Below are 20,637 nucleotides of genomic sequence, written 5' to 3' on the forward strand. Positions count from 1 at the left end.
GATTCTATACGAACTTGCCCTGATCAGGACACGCCTCTCTCTCTACCATGCCCTTACAGACTTTTCTGAATGTCAGCCTTTGTCGGCGGGCGTTCACCCGGTTCCTGAGGTGCTGCATGAGTGTCGAAACAACGGTCGCGGTGGCTAAACCGGTCATTAACCTGCGGTTATTCACGATCCGGATCATCACCGCCGTCTCGCTGTTCGCGGTACTGGGCAAGGCCAACGTCTGGCTCGACACGGCCACCAACAGCATCCTGGCCCTTGGATATCGCGCCTTGTTGCTGCTGTTGCCCCTGACTTTACTGGTACTTGGCCGTCGTTCCCTGAGCGTCACGCTGCTGTGTGCCGGCCTTGGCCTGGTACTGCTGGCGTTGACCAGCAATCAAGGCATGGTGATGTTTGCTGCCGCGTTGTTTGCCTACGGCATTGCCATTGCCGGTTACCTGATCAAGAGCGAAGCGGCCCAGACCAAGGAAGGCGCGGCCTACAACCGCGTCGCCATGAACTTGGGCAGCCTGGTGGCCGGTTTGATCCTGCTGTCGCCGCTTCTCACGCCGACGATGTTTTTCCTCGGCGCGGCGGCCTTCGTGTTGCTGTGCCTGCCGATCGCCCTCGGCGCGACATTCACCACCGAGCCGGTGGTAGCCCGCCCGGCCACTCAGGTCGGCAGCAACTGGGGCAACAAACTGCCCTGGGTGATCGCCGGGATCATCATGGGCATCAAGCTGTTCGGGGTGTTCTCGATCCTGCCACAGGCAATCCTGCTCAAGACCGGCGAGTTGCCGGCCTGGTACGGCTTGATGCTGATCCTCAACAGCGCCGTGGTGGTCTTCGCCCAAGTGCCGGTGATGAAGCTGATCGAGCGCACCGGGCGCTACAAGGTCGTGGCGGTGATCGGGATCATCGTCGGCGGTTTTGCGGTGCTGTCTTCGCCTGCCGCGTTCCACGTCGAAACCCTCGCCGGGGCGCTGGTCTGGGTGGCACTGCTGTCCATTGCCGAATGCGCCTTCAGCTACCTCGATTACTTCTCCGTCAAACAGAACAACATGTTCGTCAAGGAAGTGTCCCTGGGCGTCGGGGCCGGGCTGACCGTGTTGATCATGCGGGTGGTGCCGGCGCCGTACAACGCGCTGGTGCTGGCCGCCATCGGTGCCGCAGGGATCCTGGCCTGGTACTGGCTCAACCGTAAATCCAATGCGTCGTTGCATGACTGAGTCATTGCCGTTGCGGTTTTCACTTTGCAGGTCAGGGGCATTATGAATACGACTTCATGTGTAGTAGTGGTCGGTTACAACGGCAATCGGGTGCACGACATCCAGAAACTGCGCGAGCTGTGCAAGTCGCTCTACAACGCCAGGCTCATCCTGCTGGTCGAGCAAATTCAACCCCATGACGACCAGGTGGCCGATCACGTCTGCAGCACTTCGCTGGCGGAAGAAGATGTGGCGGCATCCCTTGAACTGGTGGTGGGGTGCCTGAATGCCGACAGCTGGAAGCTGATCGGCGTACTGCCGTTCTCCGATCGCGGCGTGCTGCTCGGTGCAGCGCTGGCCACTCACTTCGGCCTGCCGGGCATTACCCCGGAAGAAGCGCGGGCGGGCCTGGACAAGCAGATCTTCCGTCGGCTCGAAGCGGCGGCCAGCACCTCCCCCGGAGATTACCGGCCGGTGTTTTCCGCGCGGGTCGAAAACCTGTCGGAACTGCGCCAGCGCGTCGTCGAACTGGGCGGCAAGGCCTTCATCAAACCGGCCTGCGAAGGTGCGAGCCGGGGCTGTCGCGTCATCCATCATCCGTCGGAATGCGATGACGCCTGGCTGGCCCTGAAGCCTTACCGCGAAGGCGGCATCGTCCTTGAAGCGCTGGTGCAGAACGCCCGTGAATACAGCTGGGACTGTGTGGCCGGCAGCACCTGGGTGACGGAAAAAACCACCACCGAAGGCGCCTACCGCGCCGAGATCCAGCAAGTGGTGCCAGCGCCGTTGTCGGTGGACGTGCAGGCGCGGCTGATGGCGGCTGGCCGGCACATGTCGGCGCTGGTCTCCCAGGACAACGGTGCCTGGCACAACGAAGTGTTCCTGCGCAGCGACAACCTGACCTCGGCCGTGGAAACCAACATGCGCCCCGGCGGCATGCACATCTGGGACCTGGCCAAACGCGCCTTCGTCAATTTCGATCCGTGGGAACGCTGGGTGCGCTGGGCGGTGGAAGGCAAGACCGAACAGCATGAGCCAGTGGCCCGCGGCTACTGCGGCATTCGCCTGCTCAGGGCGCCGGCCGGCGGCATCCTGCGGGCGACGCCCGACATCGCCACCGTGGCCCGTTCGCTGCGCATTGAACTGCTGGAAGGCCAGTACGCCAAGCGCATCGGTGACTCGGTCAGCGCGCAGGTCAAGGACAACTTCTCATTCATCGGCCACATCGTGTTGTTCAACGAACACTACGGGCAACTGAGCAACGACCTGTTGCGTCTGGCCGAGGTGATTGAGTCACGCATCGAGGTGACTTGCCTGGCACCGGTCACTCGCGCCGTGTGTTGAGCCAGCAAGCACCCGTTTTTTGCATTACTGATCAAGAGGGTTCGATCAATGATCCAGCACATGACCTGCGATGAACGCTTCATCGCCCTGGCCAAAGAGTTTGGTTATGACATTTACGGCGAAAACACCGCAGGCGGGCATTACGCGCCGCTGATCCGTCATCACGATGAGCTGTACATCAGCGGCCTGGTGCCGCGCATGAACGGCAAGATCCATTACCCCGGCCGCGTCGGACTGGATCTCACCATGGCTGATGCGCAGGCGGCCGCCAGCATCAGTGCGATGCGTGGGCTGGCGTTGATCGTTGATGCCATTGGTTCGCTGGACAAGATCAAGTCACTGATCCGGGTAACGGTGTATGTGAAGTCCACGGCGGACTTTGTCGATTTGAGCGAAGTGGCCAACGGCGCCTCGGATGTGTTCAGCCATGTACTGGGCGATGCCGGAAAACATACGCGCACCACAGTCGGTGTTTATCAGTTACCCAAGAATGCCGCGATAGAAGTGGACATGATTGCCGCCTTGCGCCCATCGGTTTTATAAGTTATTTCCAGACTTTACAGCGCTGAACTGTTAACTTAAGGTTTAGCGCTAAGGTATGGGAAATAATAAGAAAGGACGTGCGAATGGATAACTTTCAAGGTGCGTTTTTTTCATATAAGGACTTTCGTAAGAGCCTGCACCATCGAACGCCAAGTCCCAAGGTATGGAAAGGCACTGAACTGACGGATATGCGCCAGACCCTTGAAGCCAGCGACGTTGATATTGTCGCGTTGGCTCATGAAAAGAGCATTGAAGGCTGCGAAGTGACGCCTGGCATGGCGATCGCCATGCAATGGCTCAACCCCGGTGTGACGCTCAACGGTCATGCCCATTCCTGGTGGCATCTGTTTGTCATCCAGTGCGGCAGCGGCGTGTTGACCCTTGGCGATGCCGACGGGGTCGATGTCAGCAGCGGTGACGTGCTGCTGGTGCCGGCCTGGACCCGACATGGGTTCGTTAACACCAGTAAATACGAGCCTCTGGCGATGCTGAACATGAGCAATATGCCACAAATGGCACTGCTTTCGAACTTTGCCGACAGCCATGGCCTGATCACCACCCAGCCGTAATTTCCCAGCGCATCAGCCAAGGGAGCCAACCATCGTTGGCTCCCTTTTTTGTTTTTAAGACCTGCCACCGGTATCGCATTTTGCAGCGCTATTGCCGGGATTTTGGCTGCGTATCTGTCGATGAAAAACAACTTTCTGTATCGATTGAAACAGGCAAATTCTGTATCTATTCAGCCTTCATCCAACTTACTACGATCACTTCCAATGCACGTTAATCCCTGCAGTCAGTGAATGGAGTGTTCTATGGATAACAGGAAGCTAAAACTGTATGTCGGCGCCGATCATGTCAGCGCTTTTGCGATGTCGGCTTTTGTGGCGCTCAAGGAAAAGCAACTTTCATTTGAACTTGTTGCTGTCAATCTAAAAGCACGCGAAAACTATATGCCGAGTTATCGCGATCTTTCGCTGACCTGCAAAGTTCCAACGCTGGTTCACGCAGGTTTTGCCTTGTCGGAATCATCGGCGATTGCCGAATACCTTGATGAACTCTCCCCGGGGCATAAAAAACTCTATCCGCAGGACATCCGCCAGCGCGCCCGTGCCCGTCAATTGCAGGCCTGGTTGCGCAGTGACTTGTTGGTGGTGCGCAAGGAGCGCCCGTTTGACCTGGTGTACTTCGGCAAGAAAAACACCGTGCTGTCCGACGAGGCCGAAGCCGCCGTCGAGCGCTTGTTCTTCGTCGCCGGGCATTTGCTGGAAGAGGGCGCCGAGCATCTGTTCGGTGACTGGAGCATTGCCGACACCGACCTGGCAATCATGCTCAACCGACTGGTTGCCAACGGCGATCCGGTGCCGGCACGGCTCGCGGCATATGTGCGTCGCCAGTGGGATCGCGACAGCGTTCGGGCGTGGATGGACATAGAGCGCAAAGCGCCGGCCATCGCGTAACAACACTCAGGGCAATCACCAGGAGCGCGGCCATGCAAGGACTGTCGGAGCACGAACGCTACAAACCCTATAACTCACGCACCATCCGCGACACACCGTACTGGCACAAGCTGACGCCGGCGTTGCAGGAGGCCATGACCGTGGTGGCCAGGGTCATGCCGTTTCGCACCAACGAATACGTGCTGGGCACGCTGATCGACTGGAACAACATTCCGGACGATCCGGTTTTTCGCATGACTTTTCCCCACAAGGACATGTTGCTGGCGGAGGAATATGCCTCGCTCAAACAACTGATCGAGCAGGATGACAGCGCGGCGATCAAGCGTCGGATCGAGGCGATCTGGCGGCGCATGAACCCGCATCCGGCCGGGCAGTTGACCCACAACGGAGTCACCCTCAACGGCAAGGTCCTGCCGGGCATCCAGCACAAGTACCGCGAGACCGTGCTGTTTTTCCCCGGTGCCGGTCAGACTTGTCACGCGTACTGCACCTTCTGTTTCCGCTGGGCGCAGTTCATCGGCGAGGAAGAACTCAAGTTCAACGCCCGTGAGTCCCAGGAGCTGGTCAGTTACCTGAGGGTGCACACCGAAGTGACCGACGTGCTGATTACCGGCGGCGACCCGATGATCATGAACACCCGCTCCCTGGCCGGTTACATCGAGCCGCTGCTGGATTTGCCACACCTGAAGAACATCCGCATCGGCACCAAGTCCGTGGCGTACTGGCCGCAGCGTTTTGTCAGCGACAAGGATGCACCTGAGCTGCTGGAGCTGTTCCAGCGCATCGTCGCGGCGGGGAAAAACCTGTCGATCATGGGCCACTACAACCACCCGGTGGAGATCCGCCAGGTCATCGCCCGCCAGGCCATCGAGCGTATTCGCTCGACGGGCGCGACGGTGCGCATGCAGGCGCCGGTGATCCGCCACGTCAACGAAAACCCCGCTGACTGGGCGGCGCTGTGGACCGAAGGGGTGCGGCTCGGGGCGGTGCCTTATTACATGTTCGTTGAGCGTGACACCGGGCCCAGCCACTACTTCGCGATGCCGCTGGCTCGGGCCTTCGAGATCTTCCAGGCGGCGTACCGCACGGTATCGGGGCTGGCGCGAACGGTGCGCGGGCCGTCCATGAGCACCTTCTACGGCAAGGTGTTGATCAACGGCATCGAGACCGTCGCCGGGGAAAAGGTCTTCGTCTTGCAGTTCCTCCAGGCACGCAATCCGCAATGGGTGTTGCGCATGTTCTACGCGCGCTTCGATCCGCAAGTGACCTGGTTCGACGACTTGCAACCGGCCTTCGGCGAGCGTGCGTTCTTCTTTCAGACCGAGCTCACCGCCGTGCCGGAATTGATACCCGTGTTGCTGGAAACAGCGTAGGAAAATTGATGAACAATGGGGAGATATGGATATGAGCAGTATCCCGTTTGATCAGCGCGAGGGCGTTATCTGGCTCGACGGCGAGTTCGTCGAGTGGTCCCGGGCGCAGTTGCATGTGCTGACCCATGGCCTGCATTACGCGAGCACCGTGTATGAAGGCGAGCGGGTCTACAACGGCAGGATTTTCAAGCTGCGCGAACACAGCGAACGCTTGTATCGCTCGGCGCAATGGATGGATTTTGCCATCCCCTATGAGATGGCTGAACTGGAAGCGGCGAGCCATGAACTGCTGCAACGCAACAAGGTTGCCGACGGCTACCTGCGCCCGGTGGCGTGGCGTGGCAGCGAGATGATCTCCACCTCGGCACGTTTCAACCGTGTGCATGTGGCCATCGCGTGCTGGCAGTGGCCGAGCTATTTCGACCAGGCGGCGCGCATGGCTGGTATCCGCTTGAAGACCGCGAGCTGGCGCCGCCCGCCACCGAGCAGCAGCCCGTTCGAGGCCAAGGCCTCCGGGCATTACCAGATAGCCACGCTGAGCAAGCACGACGCCGAGAACACGGGGTACCACGATGCGCTGATGCTCGACTGGCGCGGCCATGTTGCCGAAGCCACCAGCGCCAATGTGTTTTTCGTCAAAGACCGGACGCTGCACACCCCGCTGCCGGATTGCTTCCTCAACGGCATCACCCGCCAGACCGTGATCGAACTGGCCAAAGCGCTGGACTACCAGGTGGTCGAACGCACGATTTTGCCTACGGAACTTGCCGACTTCGATGAGTGTTTTCTCACCGGCACCGCCGCCGAAATCACCCCGGTGCAGAGCATCGATGAGCAGCACTATCGACCGGGTGACGCCTGCCGCGACTTCATCGCCGCTTACACCTCAACCGTCAACGCCGGATAACCCGCCAGGAATCTCACCATGTCAGACCAAGGGATTGTTGCGTCTCAACCTTGCATTTCGCTCGGCCATCGTCACGAAGAACTGTCGACGTTGGGCTGGACGGTGCTGATCCCGGACGAATTTGCCGATGATGTCGTAGGCACCTTGTGCGAGTTCGGTCGGATCATTCCGCAGTTCAACGGCCAGACGGCCTTTGCCATTACCCGCAAGCCGGGTTACGAAGACTTGCCGTATTCCCAGAGCATGAACGGCATCGGCCCGCACACTGAAGCGCCGGTGTACGGGCCGCCTCCACGCTATCTGGCGTTGCATTGCCATAAACAGGCCAGGTGCGGTGGCGGGCACACCGGGTTGGTGGACGGCTATGAATTTCTCAAGTCCCTGGAGCGCAGTGAACCGGAACTGCGTGAGTGGCTGGATGACACGCCGGTAGAATTTGTCGCCACCGCCAAACCGGGTGAACCGGGACAGCGGCGGGTCAAGGAGTACATCCTCACGCCTACGGAAGACGGGGATATTTTCCGCTTCAGCTACAACCAGTTTCACTACGGCGACGTGAACCCGTCCAAGGAAGCGTTGCAGCAATCACTGGTGACCAACAACACCTCGCCGCTGGCCAGGTTTGCCGTGCTCGGCGAAGCGTATTTCGTCGAGCACAACGTTCCGGTGCTGATTCCCGACGGATGCCTGCTGATTTGGGATAACTGGCGGATGATTCACGCCCGCAGTCGTTACACTGACCCGGCGCGCAACCTGACCCGCTATTGGCTGGCCTGATTTTTCCGTCGCCCTACATTCTTTTGGCGTACCCCTGGCGGGTACGCGCCTTACAGGTATCGCGTCATGCAAACAGCAATCGAGATCGCCCAGGTCGATCATCAACTGATCGTGCGGCTCAACCAGGCCTGGACCAAGCGCGCCACGGTGTGTTCGCCGGACAGGGGCCAGGTGGAAGAAGTTTTTGATCCCGCGCGGCCGGACTACCCGGAGTGCATGGTGCCGTTCTTCCATCATCCGAAATTCCAGGCCTTGAGCGACGAGCTCAAAAGCAGCGTGGTGACCTGGGGCTGGATCGGCTACAACCTGCGCACCGTCACCGCCGAAGAACACGTGGTCAACCCGGCACTCAGTGTCATCGCCAATCAGTACCTGGGCAAGGATGACTGGCATTTTCGCGAGGCCATGCAACAGACCCTGATCGACGAGCACTACCACACGCTGATGCACCTGCGCGCCATCGAACGGACCAAACTCGATCGGGCGCTGGACCAGGATCTGGACTTGCCACCCTCCGTCACTTACCTGCGTCTTAAAGCCCAGCGTGAAGCACTGCCAGAGCAATGGCAGCGGGATCTGGCGGCGATCACGTTTGCGGTGGTGGCCGAGATCAGCGTCAACGCCTATCTGGACTTGCTGGCGGACGACCAGACCATCCAGCCGCAGAACCGCCGGGTGGCCGAACTGCACAACCGCGACGAGTACGCCCACAGCAAGGTGCTGGCCGAAGTGGCGAAGGTCATGTACGCCAACATGCAGCCCACTCAACGGGAGTTTTTCGCACGCAACCTGTCGGTGGCGCTGAGTGCTTTTATCGCTCAGGACTACTCCATGTGGGAGGCGATTCTGACGCAGCTCGGGGTCGAGGAGGCGGCGCTGATCATTGCCGACACCCGCGAGAGCAACAGGAACGCGACCATCATGCGCGACTACAGTGGCCTGCATAAATTGGCCCATGACCTGGGCATCAGCGACCAGATCGATTTCGACTTTCGTCCGACCCTCAAAACCACGACGGTCGCCTGAACCCGGAGGTGCTTATGTCCACGCCTGTGTACGAAGTGTTCGCCATCCGTGTCGGTGCAAACGCCCAGCGCACCGCCAGGGAGAATTTTCTCTACGACGCCTGTTGCGGTGATCCGAATGCGCCGATGCCGCTGGACTACTACTTCTGGGTCATCCGCAACGAACAGCAGGTGATCGTGGTCGACACCTGTTTCCAGCCGGCCACGGCGCACCGGCGCGATCGCCAGATGTATCGCCTGCCGGAAGAATCCCTGCGGCAACTGGACATCGATCCGGCCCGGGTCGAGCACCTGATCCTTACCCATTTGCATTGGGATCATGCCGGCAACCTCGGGTTGTTCCCCAAGGCGACCGTGCATTTGCAAGACGCGGAGTTGCGTTTCTGCACCGGGCCGAAAATGGTCCATCGCACGGTGAACAAAACCTACGAAGTCGAGGACGTGATGTCGGCGTTGCCGCCGCTGTTCGAAGGGCGGATGCGTTTGCACGACGGAGTTGTCGAGGTCGTTCCGGGCGTGACCCTGCATCCGGTAGGCGGACATACACCGGGCAGTCAGGTGGTGCGGGTAGCGACCGAGCGCGGCTGGATTGTGCTGGCCTCGGATGCGGCGCATTTGTGGGCCAACATTCGCGGGCGAAGTCCGTTTCCGATTCTCGATGACCTGGCGCAAACCCTTGAAGCCTTCACCGAGATCGACCGTCTGGCCGACAGCGAAGACCATGTCATCCCCGGCCATGACCCGCTGATCGCCGAGCGTTTTCCGCACTGGAATGATGACCCGCATATCATTTGCCTGCACCAGAATCCGCTCTGAAGATCACCTACAACCCTGTGGGAGCGAGCTTGCTCGCGAAGGCGTCAGTACATTCAAAATTGATGTGTCTGACACACCGCCATCGCGAGCAAGCTCGCTCCCCCAGGGTCGCGGTCAACCCTGATTTTTCAGGATACGTCCCAACGTCTGCAGTGCCTCATCAACCCGCGGCGAATACGGCGCGCCACAGCCAATGCGCACAAAGTGATCGAAACGCCGGGCATTGGAAAAGATATCCCCAGGTGAAATCTGGATGCCGGCCTTCAACGCGTCGTGAAAAAACGTCATCGATGAATGCCGGCTAGGCAGTTCCACCCATAACAGCGTGCCGCCTTGCGGGTGGGTCACGCTGGTGCCGATGGGAAAATAACGGGTGATCGCTGCGCTCATCTGCTCGCGTTGTACGGTCAGGGTTTTCCTCAACCGCCGCAGGTAACGTTCGTAGGACGGTGTCTTCATGAACGCACTGGCCGCCAGTTGCGATAACGCCTCGCACCCGCGCGACTGCGTATGCTTGAGCATCTCCACGCGGTCGTGCCATTTGCCGGCGCTGATCCAGCCAAGGCGCATGCCCGGTGCCAGGGTTTTGTTCAGCGAGGCGCAATAGATCACGTTGTCGGTGCTATCCCAATGTTTGAGCGTGGACAGCGGCTGCTCGGTGTCCACCAGATCGCCGTAGGTGTCGTCCTCGATCAGCACGGTGTCGTGCTCGGCGCACAGTTTCACCAGCCGTGCCTTGTTGGCGTCGGGCATGATGCTGCCCAACGGGTTTTGCAGGTTGGGGATGACGATCAGCGCCTTGACCCGTTCGGGGCCTTGCAGCAGCCGTTGCAGGGCCTGCAGATTCAGCCCGGTATGGGCCGAGGCCGGGACTTCCAGCACGCGCAGGTTCAGGCTTTCGAGAATTTGCAGCAGACCGTAGAAGGTCGGCGACTCCACGGCCACGGTGTCGCCGGGGCGGGTGACCGCACGCAAGGCCAGATTGATCGCCTCGGTGGCGCCGTTGGTGATCACGATCCGCTCGGAGGCCAGGTGGGTCTTGCTGGCCAGTGCCCGCCGGGCCAGGATGTTGCGCAATGCGCTGTTGCCGCAGGCGCCGCCCGCGGTGCCGAGCAGGCAGGCGTCGTAGCGCAGCGCCTTGATCATGTTGTCTTGCAAGGTCTTCAGTGGGTAAAGCTGCGGCGCGCAGTAGGCGCTGGCGAAATTGACCTTGATCGTCGCGCGCTGACTGGCCTTGAGCACCGCACAGACCTGTTCATGAATGCCGACATACGCGCGGGTATCCAGCGCTGGCGCCGAGGTCGTCGGGGCGGGCCTGGGCAGGGTGTCGGGCTGGCGAATGTAGTTGCCGGAGCGTGGCCGGGCTTCCAGCACGCCATAGTCCTCCAGTTCCCGGCACACCTGCACGGCGGTCGACAGGCTGACGGCGTGTTTTTCCATCATCAACCGAATCGAGGGCAGGCGTTCACCGGTTTTCAGGGTGCCGCTGCGGATAGCGTCCAGGTAGTGGTTGGCCAGCTGGCGATACAAGGGGGGCGTGTTCATGATGACCTCGGCAGTTGCACCACTGAGGTCTGGGCTGGAAAGTGAGTTGACGCTCCCCGCAGGCGGACCCGTGGTGCTCATGGGTGAAGGGAAGTGGTGTTCTGCGTCGATACTGGAAGAGTAATCGCGGTTTTGCCCGAATCACGGGCAATAAAAAGCCCCGCACTGATGGCGGGGCTCTTGAGTCGGTCGCTCAGGACCTTGTGGCGAGAGGGCTTGCCACAACAACAGGTATTACTGAGCGGCGATGCTGTACCCGTCGAACGCGGTCTGCTGCTGCAGGGCGGTGATGATGTTCTTGCGGTTGACCGCTTGCTCGGCGCCGCTGTTGTCCAGGAACGTCTCGCTTTCCAGTTCCGCCTCTTCGCCTTCGCCAACGAAGGTGAGGCCGAGGAATTCCAGGGCTTCACGGTCGACGCTCAGGCGCGAGCGCGGGGTGCGCAGCGGCAGGGTGACGCTAATGCCGTCCTTGCTGATGGTGAACACTTCGACTTCTTTCTTCGCCTTGGCGGCTTTGCTCTTGCCGCCGCTCGGGTTGCTGATGGCCTGGTGGGTCTGGTTCAGCACCTTCAGGGCCAGGCCGTAGACGATTTCCTGGAACGCCGGATCGTCCTTGAAGCTGGACAGGATGCGGCTGATCGGGAATTTGCCGCTCAGGTCTTCGAGGGCGGCGATATCGGCAGCCTCGGCGTCCTTGAGCTGCTTGAGCTGGCCCATCAGTTCGTAGGCTTTATCGTCATCGAAGCTGTCGTGGGCCTGGCGGATCGCGGCGCGCAGTTCGCGGATCTGGTCGCTTTCGCGGGTGGACTGGAACGCGTCCAGCACCATCTCGCTGATGGTCTTGGCCTGAGGCACGTGTTGTGAAAGATTGATGGAGTTTTCGTATTCCGCTTTGGACGACAAGGTGACTACGGTTTCAGCGGTATTGGAATCGGACATTGAAATTTCACTACTTCTTTGAACTTGAATAGGGGCGAAAAAGCCCGGGGGCTTTTTCAGGCCGACTAATCTATTGGACCGGGACGGTGTTGTCACGGATCAACAGGCGGCCGGTCATGTTTTTGCTCCCCTGTAGGAGCGAGCCTGCTCGCGATGGACGTTAACGATAACGCGTTCATTCTGGATGAACGCGGTGCCCTTGAGACCATCGCGAGCAAGCTCGCTCCAACAGGGTTAGTGGGGGTACGCAAAATCTGTAAGCACCCGAAAAAACTGTGGGAGCGAGCTTGCTCGCGATGGGGCCTTGTCAGCACCAAAGTTTTTCAGGCCTGCCTCGGTGTATTGAGGTTCATCGACCGCACCGCCAACGCAGTCGCCGTTTCCTCATCGATCGGCAGCGAAAACCGGAACGTCGCACCCCGCCCCGGCACATCGATCAACTGAATCTCGCGCCCGTGCAATTGCAGGATGCGATGCACGATCCGCAACCCCAACCCGCCATCACGGCGTGCGCCGCCGATATTGAACGGCCGCAGGAACAACCCTTCGCGCAGTTCCGGGGCGATGCCGGGGCCGGTATCGCTGACCGTGACTTCGATGAATGAGCCTTGCGGGCGCAGGCCCAGTTCGACCTCGCCACCGGCCGGGGTATGGCGCAGGGCGTTGTCGAACAGGTTGGTCAGCACCCGCTCGATTAGCCCAAGGTCGGCGCAGGCCGCCGAGACGTTGGCGGCAAAAGTGGCCTTCAACTCGACTTGACGCGCTTCGGCGGTGAGTTCGAATTTCTGGAAGATGTCCTGGGCCAGGTCAGTCAGGGAAAAGCGTTCCAGCACCGGCTGTACGAAGCCATGTTCCAGCCGCACCAGTTCCAGCAGCGACTGCGCCAGACCACCTACCTTGCGGCTCTGGTCCAGCGCGATGCCCAGATAGCGACGGCGGTCGGCAGGGGACAGCGTGGCGTCCTTGAGCGACAGGGTTTCCAGATAACCGTGCAACGAGGCCAGCGGCGTGCGCAAGTCGTGGGAGATGTTCGCCACCAGTTCGCGGCGCTCCTGATCCTGGCGGGTCAACGAGCGCCATTGCTCGCCCAGGCGTGTCTGCATCTGTCGGAACGCCGCATCGAGTACGGCGATTTCATCGTGACTCGCGGCTTTCTCCACCGCGACGGGCAGAGCCGGTGTGACCGGCACCCCATCGATGTCGAACTGGCTGACGGTTTCGGTCAAGCGGCGTAACGGCCGGGTGATCAGGGCAAATGCGGTGAGACCGGCAATCAGGCACAGCAACGCCACCAGCCCGATGGACAACAGCGCGGTGTTGAGCGCTGCACTGGTCGCGCCGCGTTCGGCCAGGCGGTCGTGGTCTTCACCGAGCAACACCACGTAGAGATAACCGGCCGGCTTGCCGTCGACCTTAAGCGGTGCGGCGCTGAACACCTTGCGCGCATCGGCGCTGCGCGGGTCGTCGCCGAGAATCGGCAGGGCATCGCCCCGCAACAGGCGCTGGATCGGCGCCAGGTCGATCCGTTCACGACGGATCCGGCCTTCGGGCGCGGCGCTGCCGACAATCTTGCCCTCGGTGTCCAGCAGGTACACCTCGACGCTCGGGTTGACCTGCATCAGCTTGCTGAACAGGTCACGCACGGCATTGGGCATCAGGCCCTGTGTGTCCATCAGCACCGTGTCACTGGCGATGTGCTGCGCCAGGTCCCGGGACAAGCCTTGCACCACTTCCTGCTCATGCATCTGGTTGGAGCGCACCTGCATCCACGCCGACGTGCCGCAGCACACCAGCAGCAGCACGGCGAACACCAGGGACAGGCGTTGCGTCAGGGTCAGCCTCATGGCCGTGGTTCCTCCCCGGTGGCGAATTTGTAGCCGCGCCCCCAGACCGTGAGGATGCGCACCGGTTGCGCCGGGTCGGCCTCGATCTTGGCACGCAGGCGGTTGATGTGGGTGTTGACCGTGTGCTCGTAGCCTTCGTGGCTGTAGCCCCACACGGCATTGAGCAGGTCCATGCGCGAGAACACCTTGCCGGGCTGGCGGGCGAAGAAGTACAGCAAGTCGAACTCCCGGGGCGTGAGGTCCAGGCGTCGTCCATCGAGGGACACTTCGCGGGTGATCGGGTCGATGGCCAGGCCGTCGGTGAGCAGGCTGCCGGCGTCCATCTTCAGGTTGCGCGCCATGGCATCGACCCGGCGCAGCAACGCCTTGACCCGGGCCACCAGTTCAAGCATGGAAAAGGGCTTGGCCAGATAGTCGTCGGCACCCAGTTCGAGGCCGAGAATCCGGTGCACTTCGCTGGAGCGCGCGCTGGTGATGATGATCGGCGTGTAGCGGGCCATGGCGCGGGCGCGGCGGCAGATTTCCAGGCCGTCGACACCGGGCAGCATCAGGTCGAGGACCAGTGCGTCCCAGTTGCCTTGCTGCAGCAGGCGCATGCCTTCATTGCCATCGGCGCTATGCACCACCTCGAACTGCTCGTCGCGAAGATGCAGGCAGATCAGGTCGGCGATATGCATATCGTCCTCGACCACCAGGACGCGTTTGGTCTGTTCCATACAGCTCAATCCTTCGGCGCATTGTGCGTAATGCCACTCGGTCAAGGTGCAAAAACTGTGGGAGCGAGCTTGCTCGCGATGGCGCAATGTCAGTCAACGACGATGCTGACTGTGCAATCGTCATCGCGAGCAAGCTCGCTCCCACAGGAAATGCATTGTTCAAAATTGGCGTTATGCATTGTGCGGGTTTTTCGGCGCCCGAGTTATCACGAATTGTTTAACTTCCCGTGAGGATTTGGCGATCACCCAAAGCCTAGGCTGTGTTCTATGAAACACCCCTGGATTTTTGGAGACGAACATGTTTTCACGACGGCAATTTCTTGTAGCGAGCGGCGGGCTGGGGGTGGCAGCCCTGGCGATCGGCCTGTTGCCGAAGTTTTCCACAGGCTCGGCCTTGATCAGTGAAGCCAGCGCAGCGGAGGTATTCGAAGTGACCCACAGCGACAGCGAATGGCACGCTCTTCTGAGCGACGAGCAGTACGAAATCCTGCGCGAAGAGGGCACCGAGCGGGCCTACAGCAGCCCGCTGAACAACGAGCACCGCGATGGCACGTTCGTCTGTGCCGGTTGCGAGCTGCCGCTGTTTTCCTCGGCGACCAAATTCGACAGCCGCACCGGTTGGCCAAGTTTCTGGGCACCGCTGGACAAGGCCGTGGCGACCCGCCAGGACCGTGCGTTCGGCATGGTCCGTGAAGAGGTTCATTGCCGGCGCTGTGGCGGGCATCTGGGGCATGTCTTCGACGACGGCCCGAAACCCACCGGCCTGCGTTACTGCATGAACGGCCTGGCGATGAAATTCGTGCCCAAGACGGTGTGATCCCCTTCCACTCACTTTTTGCAGGTAATCGCCATGTGGCTGCTGGTCCTCGCTTATCTCGGTGGTGTGCTGACGATTGTCAGCCCGTGCATTCTGCCGGTGTTGCCGTTTGTCTTCGCCCGCACCGGGCAACCCTTCGTCAGAAGCGGGTTGCCGCTGCTGGTGGGCATGGCGCTGACCTTCGCGCTGGTCGCCACGTTGGCGGCGGTGGGCGGCAGCTGGGTGGTGCAACTCAATCAGTACGGGCGTTGGCTGGCGCTGGTGTTCGTGGCGTTGTTCGGTCTGACGCTGTTGCTGCCGCAACTGGCCGAGCGTCTGACCCGACCACTGGTGGCGGCGGGCAGTCGTTTGTCGGAGGCGGCGGGCGCCGATGCACGGCCACGTCCCGGTGCTTCGCTCCTGATCGGCGTGGCCACCGGCCTGCTGTGGGCGCCGTGCGCCGGGCCGATCCTGGGCCTGCTGCTGACCGGTGCGGCGCTGCAAGGCGCCAGCATTCAAACCACCTTTTTGCTGCTGGCGTACGCCGCTGGTGCCGCCACTTCCCTCGCGCTGGCCTTGTTGCTGGGCGGCAAAGTCTTCACCGCGATGAAACGCTCGATTGGCGCGGGCGAATGGCTGCGTCGCGGTCTTGGCGGGGCGATGCTGGCCGGTGTGGCAGCGATTGCCCTAGGTCTGGACACGGGGATTCTGGCGCGGTTTTCCACGGCGTCGACCAGTGGTATCGAGCAAGCGCTGGTGGAGAAACTGTCCGGCAAGTTACCGCGTAACAGCGGGGCGATGATGGCGCAAAACTCGACCTCCGCCGGCGCGGTGCAAGTGGCTGACAAAACCCCGGGCACCTTGCCGGTCGAAGGCAACCTGCCGTCGCTGGAGGGCGCCGTGCAATGGCTCAACTCGCCACCCCTCGATGCCCAGGCCTTGAAAGGCAAGGTCGTGCTGGTGGATTTCTGGACCTACTCCTGCATCAACTGCCTGCGCTCGCTGCCCTATGTGAAAGCCTGGGCCGAGAAGTATCGCGATCAAGGCCTGGTGGTGATCGGCGTGCATGCGCCGGAGTTTGCCTTCGAACGCGACGTCAGCAACGTCACCAAGGCCATGAAAGACCTGGGCATCAACTACCCGGTGGCCATCGATAACGAGTTCAAGATCTGGCGCGCCTTCAACAACGAGTACTGGCCGGCGCATTACTTTGCCGACGCCCAGGGACGCATTCGTTATCACCATTTCGGCGAAGGCGCGTACGCCGAATCGGAGCGGGTCATCCAGCAATTGCTGCGCGAGGCGGGGGCGGCCAAGGTCGCCGACGGGCTGATCAGTGCCAAGGCCAATGGCGTGCAAATGGCCCCGGACAAGGACGCCGTGCAGTCGCCGGAAACCTATGTCGGCTACCAGCGCGCTGAGCATTTCGTGCCCGAAACCGCGCTGGTACCGGACAAGGTTGCGGCCTACAACCCGCCGGCGCAACTGGCCCTCAACGACTGGAGCCTGGGCGGCCAGTGGCATGTCGGCCCGGAGCGGGCCACCGCCAGCGCACCGGCCAGCCGTATCGTCTATCGCTTCCACGCCCGTGATTTGCATTTGGTGCTCGGCCCTGGCGCCGATGGCAAACCGGTGCGTTTCAAGGTGCTGATCGACGGCAAGGCCCCCGGCGATGCCCATGGCATGGACGTGGCACCCGATGGCAGCGGCACCGTGACGGACCAGCGTTTATATCAACTGGTACGCCAGAGCGGCGGCGTGACCGACCGGACCTTCAGTATCGAGTTTCTTGATCCGGGGGCGTCGGCTTACGCCTTCACTTTCGGCTGATAACTGTTCAACGCTTCAGGAGTTCGCCCCATGAAAACACTCTTTACCTGGCGCCGTATCCTGCTGGGGCTGGCGGCTGCCGGCATCATCAGCCAATGCTCGGCCTTCTCTTTCGGCGGTGCCGAAAAGGCGGTCATCATTCCACCGCCGGCCCTTGATGAAACCACCCAGGCCCGCAGCGAAACCGCGGTGTTCGCCGGTGGCTGCTTCTGGGGTGTTCAAGGTGTGTTCCAGCATGTCAAAGGCGTGAAAAACGCTGTCTCCGGCTACGCGGGCGGGGCGGCCAGTACCGCGCAATACGAGCGCGTCAGCAACGGCAATACCGGCCATGCGGAGTCGGTCGAAGTCACGTTCGATCCAGCCCAGGTCAGCTATGGCACCTTGCTGCAGATCTACTTTTCCGTGGCGCACAACCCGACCGAACTCAACCGCCAGGGCCCGGACAGCGGCACCCAGTACCGCTCGGCGATCTTTACCAAAAACGCTGAGCAGCAGCGGGTCGCACAGGCCTATATCACCCAGCTCGATGCCGCCCATGCCTTCGACAAGCCGATCGTGACCAAGCTTGAAACCTTCAACGGTTTCTACCCGGCGGAGGAGGAGCATCAGGATTTCCTGACCGAGCATCCGACCTATCCATACATCGTGATCAACGATTTGCCGAAGGTCGCGCAGTTGAAACAGCTGTACCCGGATCGTTATCAGGAACAGCCGGTGTTGGTGAAGGCGGGGATGTAGTGAATGGGGAATCGACGACCTTGGCACTGAATCGTAGGTCAGCGGATCAGTGCTTGCCCCACAGCTGCATGGCGAATTCGACGAAACGGCGCAACTTCGGCAAACGGTGGCGATCCTGGGCATAGACCAGGTGCATCGGCCGGCTGGGCGGACAGTAATCGGGCATCAGGGCCAACAGCTTTCCGTCCTTGAGGTCCTGCTCGACCAAGGCGTCGGGCATCATCACGATGCCCATGCCGGTGCGCGCCGCTTGATGCAGTCCGGCGGAACTGTTGATCAGCATCGGCCCGCCGACCCCCACGCTGACTTCGCCATCGGGACCGGCCAGGCGCCATTCCTTTTGCACCGATTGCCAGTCATCTCCGGCCGGATAGGCAAAGGACAGGCAGTCGTGATGGCGCAGGTCTTCAGGTGTTTGCGGAGTGCCGCGACGGGCCAGGTAGTCCGGTGACGCGCACATGGTCAGGGTGTAGTCGATCAGCGGGCGGGCGATCAGGTTGGAGGGCTCCAGCGCCCCAAGGCGAAACGCTACATCGAGGCCGTTTTCCAGCAGATCCGGGCGTCGGTTGGTCAGCACCACGTCAAGTTTCACCCGCGGGTTTTGCCGGCTGAACTCACTCAGTGCCGGGGCCAGGCGCTCGGTCCCGAAGGTCAGGGGCGCGGTGATGCGCAGGATGCCGCTCGGTTCGTCCAGAGCCTGCTCGGCCAGTCGCTCGGAATCGGCCACCAACCCCAGCACTTCCAGGCAGCGCTGGTAATACGCGGCGCCGAACTCGGTCAGCCGCTGGCGCCGCGTCGTGCGGTTGAGCAGGCGCACACCCAGCCGTTGCTCCAGGGCCTTGAGGTGATTGCCGACCATGGTCGTGGACATTTCACACTGCAAGGCGGCGGCGGTCATGCTGCCGGTCTCCACCACCTTCACGTAGACGGTCATTGCCTGGAATAAATCCATTATCAAGCTCTGCTTTTAAATGATTGAAGTTTTACGGTGTTTATCCAGCTCTGGTGGCTAACCATACTGCAAAAACACCGACCCTTGCTGGAGCTTGATGTCATGACTGCCGCCTGCCTGATGAGCACTTACCAACCCCTGGCCTTGAGTTTCAACAAGGGCCTGGGCACTCGCCTGTGGGATCAGGCCGGTCGCGAATACCTGGATGCGGTCGCCGGTGTGGCGGTGACCAACGTCGGCCACTCCCATCCGAAAATCGTTGCCGCCATTACCGAGCAGGCCGGGTTGCTGCTGCACACCTCGAACCTCTACAGCATCGACTGGCAGCAACGGCTGGCGCAGAAACTGACGCAGCTGGCGGGCATGGACCGGGCGTTTTTCAACAACTCCGGGGCCGAAGCCAACGAAACCGCACTGAAAATCGCCCGGCTGCATGGCTGGCACAAGGGCATCGAGCAGCCGTTGGTGGTGGTTATGGAGAATGCGTTCCATGGCCGCACCCTAGGCACCTTGTCTGCCAGCGATGGCCCGGCGGTGCGCCTGGGTTTCAACAAGCTGCCGGGGGATTTCGTCAAAGTGCCGTTCGGCGACCTCGGCGCGCTGGACAAGGTGCAACAGGCCTTTGGCTCGCGGATCGTGGCGGTGCTGATGGAGCCGATCCAGGGCGAAAGCGGCGTGCAACTGGCGCCAGCGGGTTATCTCAGCGCCGTGCGCGAACTGTGCAACCGGCGCTCATGGCTGTTGATGCTCGATGAAATCCAGACCGGTATCGGCCGCACCGGCCAGTGGTTCGCGTTCCAGCACGAAGGCATCGTCCCGGACGTCATGACCCTGGCCAAAGGCCTGGGCAACGGCGTGCCCATCGGCGCTTGCCTGGCCCGTGGCAAGGCGGCCGAACTGTTCACGCCGGGCAGCCACGGCAGCACGTTCGGCGGTAATCCGCTGGCCTGCCGGGTCGGATGCACCGTGCTGGAGATCGTCGAAGAACAAGGGCTGCTGGAAAACGCCCGGCTTCAGGGGGCGCGCCTGCTCGAAAGATTGCGCACAGAACTGGCGGGCAACCCGAACGTCTCGCAAATACGCGGCCAGGGCCTGATGATCGGCATCGAACTCAAGCAACCGATCCGCGACCTGAGCCTGATCGCCGCCCGGGATCATGGCTTGCTGATCAATGTCACGCGGGGGAAAACCATTCGCCTGCTGCCGCCGCTGACCATCGATGAGCGGGAAGTGGAGATGATTGTCAGGGGGGTGTGTCGGGTCGTGAACGCTGGCTGAGGTTCTGCTCAGTAATGGTATCTGCACATCACGACGTGTATTTCTCCGTCTTCAATGGCGTAGACCAGACGATGCTCAGCCGTAATCCGGCGTGACCAGAACCCGCTCAAGTTATGCTTGAGCGGTTCGGGTTTTCCAAGGCCGTCGAAAGGCTCACGTTGGATAGCTTTGATCAACAGGTTGATACGCTTGAGCCCTGCCTTATCGTTCTGCTGGAACCAGAGATAATCGTCCCAGGCTTCAGGGGTGAACTCGATATTCATTCTTCAATCAGTTGCCTGGCTTTGGTTTTGCCGGCTCGCAGGTTACCGATTGATTTGATCAAGCGTTCAGCATTGGCTGGGGAACGGAGCAGATAGGCGGTCTCTTCGAGAGCGTTGTATTCGGCCAATGACATCATCACTACCGGCTCGCCTTTCTGACGAGTTACCAGTAGCGGGGCGCGATCTTCATTCACCCGGTCCATGGTTTGCGCCAGATGTGCCCGAGCGTTGGTGTAGTTGATGGTTTCCATGTGTTTGTCCTCGCTTGATGCAGAGAACGTACAGAAATGAGTACATA

21 protein-coding genes are annotated in these 20,637 nt (G+C 61.0%); 14 read left to right on the plus strand and 7 right to left on the minus strand.

Going from position 1 to position 20,637, the window contains the following annotated elements:
- The first annotated feature begins 116 nt into the window (after positions 1–116).
- From PSJE_RS14270 to PSJE_RS14315, 10 genes are all read left to right on the plus strand, one after another.
- Positions 117–1,217 carry an MFS transporter gene (locus PSJE_RS14270; protein WP_090453168.1) on the plus strand — a complete coding sequence of 367 codons (1,101 nt, stop codon included), beginning with the start codon at positions 117–119 and terminating at the stop codon, positions 1,215–1,217.
- Between the two features lie 42 nt (positions 1,218–1,259).
- Positions 1,260–2,540, plus strand: a complete 1,281-nt coding sequence (locus tag PSJE_RS14275; RefSeq protein WP_090453170.1) for an ATP-grasp domain-containing protein — start codon at positions 1,260–1,262, stop codon at positions 2,538–2,540.
- Positions 2,541–2,588: 48 nt separating this feature from the next.
- Positions 2,589–3,083: a RidA family protein gene (locus PSJE_RS14280; protein WP_008018868.1), complete on the plus strand. Its 495-nt coding sequence runs from the start codon at positions 2,589–2,591 to the stop codon at positions 3,081–3,083.
- 83 nt (positions 3,084–3,166) lie between these two features.
- A complete protein-coding gene (locus PSJE_RS14285; protein WP_090453172.1) occupies positions 3,167–3,652 on the plus strand; it encodes a cupin domain-containing protein in 486 nt (161 codons plus the stop codon).
- 243 nt (positions 3,653–3,895) lie between these two features.
- Positions 3,896–4,540, plus strand: a complete 645-nt coding sequence (gene yfcF / locus PSJE_RS14290) for a glutathione transferase (RefSeq protein ID WP_090453174.1) — start codon at positions 3,896–3,898, stop codon at positions 4,538–4,540.
- Positions 4,541–4,572: 32 nt separating this feature from the next.
- Entirely contained in the window at positions 4,573–5,913 is a 1,341-nt protein-coding gene (locus PSJE_RS14295) for a KamA family radical SAM protein (protein ID WP_090453175.1), read from the plus strand.
- A gap of 31 nt (positions 5,914–5,944) precedes the next feature.
- Complete coding sequence (locus tag PSJE_RS14300; RefSeq protein ID WP_090457746.1) at positions 5,945–6,820, plus strand: branched-chain amino acid aminotransferase; 876 nt, start codon at positions 5,945–5,947, stop codon at positions 6,818–6,820.
- Between the two features lie 18 nt (positions 6,821–6,838).
- Positions 6,839–7,597, plus strand: a complete 759-nt coding sequence (locus PSJE_RS14305) for a TauD/TfdA family dioxygenase (protein ID WP_090453177.1) — start codon at positions 6,839–6,841, stop codon at positions 7,595–7,597.
- A 66-nt stretch (positions 7,598–7,663) separates the two neighbouring features.
- On the plus strand, positions 7,664–8,623 hold the full coding sequence (locus tag PSJE_RS14310; protein WP_090453179.1) for a diiron oxygenase: 960 nt from the start codon (positions 7,664–7,666) through the stop codon (positions 8,621–8,623).
- 14 nt (positions 8,624–8,637) lie between these two features.
- Positions 8,638–9,438 carry an N-acyl homoserine lactonase family protein gene (locus PSJE_RS14315; RefSeq protein WP_090453180.1) on the plus strand — a complete coding sequence of 267 codons (801 nt, stop codon included), beginning with the start codon at positions 8,638–8,640 and terminating at the stop codon, positions 9,436–9,438.
- 114 nt (positions 9,439–9,552) lie between these two features.
- On the opposite strand, the gene PSJE_RS14320 is transcribed toward PSJE_RS14315, so the two are convergent.
- The 4 genes from PSJE_RS14320 to PSJE_RS14335 all read right to left on the minus strand — a co-directional run bounded on the left by PSJE_RS14320 (position 9,553) and on the right by PSJE_RS14335 (position 14,482).
- The gene (locus tag PSJE_RS14320) at positions 9,553–10,983 is read right to left on the minus strand and encodes an aminotransferase-like domain-containing protein (RefSeq protein ID WP_090453182.1); all 1,431 of its coding nucleotides are present in this window, start codon (positions 10,981–10,983) and stop codon (positions 9,553–9,555) included.
- Positions 10,984–11,217: 234 nt separating this feature from the next.
- Positions 11,218–11,922, minus strand: a complete 705-nt coding sequence (locus PSJE_RS14325) for a hypothetical protein (RefSeq protein ID WP_057716344.1) — start codon at positions 11,920–11,922, stop codon at positions 11,218–11,220.
- A gap of 323 nt (positions 11,923–12,245) precedes the next feature.
- On the minus strand, positions 12,246–13,766 hold the full coding sequence (locus tag PSJE_RS14330) for a sensor histidine kinase (RefSeq protein ID WP_090453184.1): 1,521 nt from the start codon (positions 13,764–13,766) through the stop codon (positions 12,246–12,248).
- Complete coding sequence (locus tag PSJE_RS14335; RefSeq protein WP_090453186.1) at positions 13,763–14,482, minus strand: response regulator transcription factor; 720 nt, start codon at positions 14,480–14,482, stop codon at positions 13,763–13,765. Before PSJE_RS14335 ends, PSJE_RS14330 begins: the two co-directional genes overlap by 4 nt.
- 298 nt (positions 14,483–14,780) lie before the next feature.
- Here PSJE_RS14335 and msrB point away from each other — a divergent pair, with 298 nt between their 5' ends.
- The 3 genes from msrB to msrA are packed head-to-tail and all read left to right on the plus strand — an operon-like array spanning position 14,781 to position 17,846.
- A complete protein-coding gene (gene msrB, locus PSJE_RS14340; RefSeq protein WP_090453188.1) occupies positions 14,781–15,299 on the plus strand; it encodes a peptide-methionine (R)-S-oxide reductase MsrB in 519 nt (172 codons plus the stop codon).
- A 33-nt stretch (positions 15,300–15,332) separates the two neighbouring features.
- Positions 15,333–17,108: a cytochrome c biogenesis protein DipZ gene (locus PSJE_RS14345; RefSeq protein WP_090453189.1), complete on the plus strand. Its 1,776-nt coding sequence runs from the start codon at positions 15,333–15,335 to the stop codon at positions 17,106–17,108.
- Between the two features lie 30 nt (positions 17,109–17,138).
- The gene (gene msrA, locus PSJE_RS14350; RefSeq protein WP_090453191.1) at positions 17,139–17,846 is read left to right on the plus strand and encodes a peptide-methionine (S)-S-oxide reductase MsrA; all 708 of its coding nucleotides are present in this window, start codon (positions 17,139–17,141) and stop codon (positions 17,844–17,846) included.
- 46 nt (positions 17,847–17,892) lie between these two features.
- On the opposite strand, the gene PSJE_RS14355 is transcribed toward msrA, so the two are convergent.
- The gene (locus PSJE_RS14355) at positions 17,893–18,798 is read right to left on the minus strand and encodes a LysR family transcriptional regulator (RefSeq protein WP_090453193.1); all 906 of its coding nucleotides are present in this window, start codon (positions 18,796–18,798) and stop codon (positions 17,893–17,895) included.
- A 102-nt stretch (positions 18,799–18,900) separates the two neighbouring features.
- Here PSJE_RS14355 and PSJE_RS14360 point away from each other — a divergent pair, with 102 nt between their 5' ends.
- Positions 18,901–20,076, plus strand: a complete 1,176-nt coding sequence (locus PSJE_RS14360; protein ID WP_090453195.1) for an aspartate aminotransferase family protein — start codon at positions 18,901–18,903, stop codon at positions 20,074–20,076.
- A gap of 8 nt (positions 20,077–20,084) precedes the next feature.
- Here the strand turns inward: PSJE_RS14360 and PSJE_RS14365 are convergent, their stop codons facing one another.
- Positions 20,085–20,339 carry a Txe/YoeB family addiction module toxin gene (locus tag PSJE_RS14365; RefSeq protein WP_057716336.1) on the minus strand — a complete coding sequence of 85 codons (255 nt, stop codon included), beginning with the start codon at positions 20,337–20,339 and terminating at the stop codon, positions 20,085–20,087.
- The gene (locus tag PSJE_RS14370; protein WP_057716335.1) at positions 20,336–20,590 is read right to left on the minus strand and encodes a type II toxin-antitoxin system prevent-host-death family antitoxin; all 255 of its coding nucleotides are present in this window, start codon (positions 20,588–20,590) and stop codon (positions 20,336–20,338) included. Before PSJE_RS14370 ends, PSJE_RS14365 begins: the two co-directional genes overlap by 4 nt.
- Positions 20,591–20,637: the final 47 nt, after the last annotated feature.

The organism is Pseudomonas jessenii, assembly GCF_002236115.1.
GTDB classification, from domain to species: Bacteria; Pseudomonadota; Gammaproteobacteria; order Pseudomonadales; family Pseudomonadaceae; genus Aquipseudomonas; species Aquipseudomonas jessenii.